General features: G+C 60.7%; 4 protein-coding genes. 2 read left to right on the top strand and 2 right to left on the bottom strand.

The features are described from left to right. Positions 1–93 precede the first annotated feature (93 nt). A complete protein-coding gene (locus tag D5687_RS11070; RefSeq protein ID WP_125199827.1) occupies positions 94–633 on the bottom strand; it encodes a peroxiredoxin in 540 nt (179 codons plus the stop codon). A gap of 156 nt (positions 634–789) precedes the next feature. Here D5687_RS11070 and D5687_RS11065 point away from each other — a divergent pair, with 156 nt between their 5' ends. Then, entirely contained in the window at positions 790–1,386 is a 597-nt protein-coding gene (locus D5687_RS11065; protein WP_125199826.1) for a cytochrome b/b6 domain-containing protein, read from the top strand. Then, complete coding sequence (locus D5687_RS11500; protein ID WP_255410316.1) at positions 1,383–1,508, top strand: hypothetical protein; 126 nt, start codon at positions 1,383–1,385, stop codon at positions 1,506–1,508. Before D5687_RS11065 ends, D5687_RS11500 begins: the two co-directional genes overlap by 4 nt. 4 nt (positions 1,509–1,512) lie before the next feature. Here D5687_RS11500 and D5687_RS11060 read toward each other — a convergent pair. After that, positions 1,513–1,902: hypothetical protein (locus D5687_RS11060; RefSeq protein ID WP_204742197.1), on the bottom strand; the 390-nt coding region annotated here is incomplete at its 5' end.

Here is a 1,902-nt window from a genome sequence, read left to right as displayed (position 1 = left end):
CCATAAGAAAACCCCTGTCAGTTGGATGGGTGTCCAACTTTCAGGGGTCACTTCACAATCGCCGGGGTTTTCTTTTGTCTGCGCGGCTCCGATTTAGCCGCCGCTCTGCAATGCCTTTAGGTCGGCGAGCACATCCCGGACGTGCTCGTCCGGGTCCACCTTGCGGTAGATCTTCACGATCTTGCCGTCGGGATCGATGATGAAGGTCTGTCGCTTGGCGAATTTCACCACCAGAAAGTCGCTCAGTGCGCCGTAGCGCTCGACCACCTCACCGTCGGGATCAGCCAGCAACGGAAAGGGCAATTCGTACTTGGCTGCGAATGCCGCATGGCTGGCGACGTCGTCCATGCTCACCCCGAGCACCGCGGCGTCCTGCGCGATCAAGCGGTTGATGTTGTCGCGAAAGCTGCAGGCCTCGGTGGTGCAGCCGGGCGTGTCGTCCTTGGGGTAGAAGTACAGCACCACCCAGTCGCCACGATAGTCGGCCAGCGAGCGGGGCGCGCCCTCCTGGTCGGGCAGGGTGAAGGCCGGTGCCGGCTCGCCGACGGTGAGCGGGGTCTCAGCCGCCAGGCCGAACGGGGCGGCCAGTGTGCCGAGCAGGCCGGCCAGCAGGGAAAGCGTGGGTCGTCTCATGGATGGCGTTCTCCTGTCGGGGTATCCGTGGCGAACTCCAGTTAAGCAGGTTTGCCGGACGTTCGCCCGCGGACCAAATCCCACGCATCATTCAGGGTCATTTCAGGAAGTCGCCCCACACTCGGTGTCACTCACATCCCTTCGGAGGGCTTCGAGATGACGACCACCAATGCAATTCCCGTCTGGGACCGATTCGTGCGGCTGTTTCACTGGCTGCTGGTGGCGGCCTTCTTCACCGCCTACCTGGTCGAGGATGATCTGCTCGGCGTGCATGCCTGGGCGGGCTACCTCGTCTTCAGCCTGGTGGTGCTACGTCTGGCCTGGGGCGTTGTCGGCAGCCGACACGCTCGCTTCACCGACTTCGTCCGTCGTCCCCGCGAGGTGCTCGGCTACCTGCAGTCGACGCTCTCGGGGAAAGCGCGTCGCCACCTTGGCCATAACCCAGCCGGCGGGGCGATGGTGGTCGTACTGATCGGCTCGTTGCTGGCGACCACCGTGCTCGGCATGTTGCTGCTCGGTTCGGAACCGGGCAATAACCTCTACGGGTTCGTCAGCGGCGTGGGCCTGGCCGGGGAGACCGGCGAGGAGGCGCTGGAGGAAACCCACGAGCTCTTTGCGAACTTCACCCTCGCCCTGGTCGGCCTGCATGTGGCCGGCGTGCTCTTCAGCAGCCTCGCGCACCGCGAGAACCTCGTGCGCGCCATGATCACCGGCCGCAAGCGTCCCAACCGTCCCGAGGAGGAACAGGCATGAAAACCCCGATCCGAGCCGCGATCCTGATGGTGTTGCTGGCCATGGGCTTGGCCGCCCTCGGCTGGTGGCAGCTGGGCGATTTGCCGCTGGTCAAGGAAGAAGCACACCGGCACGTAGATTAACGGTTCACGCTTTACTAGCTGTGTCGGCTGGGTAGTACCTATCCAAACTACCGGAACCAAAATATTTTTCATACTCTTGCGCCGCGTACGAGTCCATCATGCCGGAGATATAATCCACCACCAACCGCTCATTACCACCATCCAGAACCCTAAGCTCAGGCGGAAGAAGCATATTATCTTTATTAAACTTGGCGTCAGTATAAACCTCAAAAAGGCCGCGAATTATCTTCTCGCCCCTCCTTTCATAAAGCTGCACATCTTTCTTCCTCAAAATAGCCTTAAACAAGAGTTTTTTGAGGCCTTCGGCAAGGAGACTATGATTCTCGTAGCCAAGCACCCTGAATCGCCCCCGGTTTTCTAGACACTCGCGAGCCGGTTGAAATAGCGCTTCTCG

This window comes from Guyparkeria sp. SCN-R1, from assembly GCF_003932495.1.
Classification (GTDB): Bacteria; Pseudomonadota; Gammaproteobacteria; order Halothiobacillales; family Halothiobacillaceae; genus Guyparkeria.
The sequence above is the reverse complement of the archived record's forward strand: the minus strand, read 5'-3'. Positions and strand labels throughout refer to the sequence as shown.

Coding starts and splice junctions, on each gene's coding strand:
- D5687_RS11070 (WP_125199827.1), bottom strand. CDS start 633: ATGAGACGACCCACGCTTTCCCTGCTGGCCGGCCTGCTCGGCACACTG.
- D5687_RS11065 (WP_125199826.1), top strand. CDS start 790: ATGACGACCACCAATGCAATTCCCGTCTGGGACCGATTCGTGCGGCTG.
- D5687_RS11500 (WP_255410316.1), top strand. CDS start 1,383: ATGAAAACCCCGATCCGAGCCGCGATCCTGATGGTGTTGCTGGCCATG.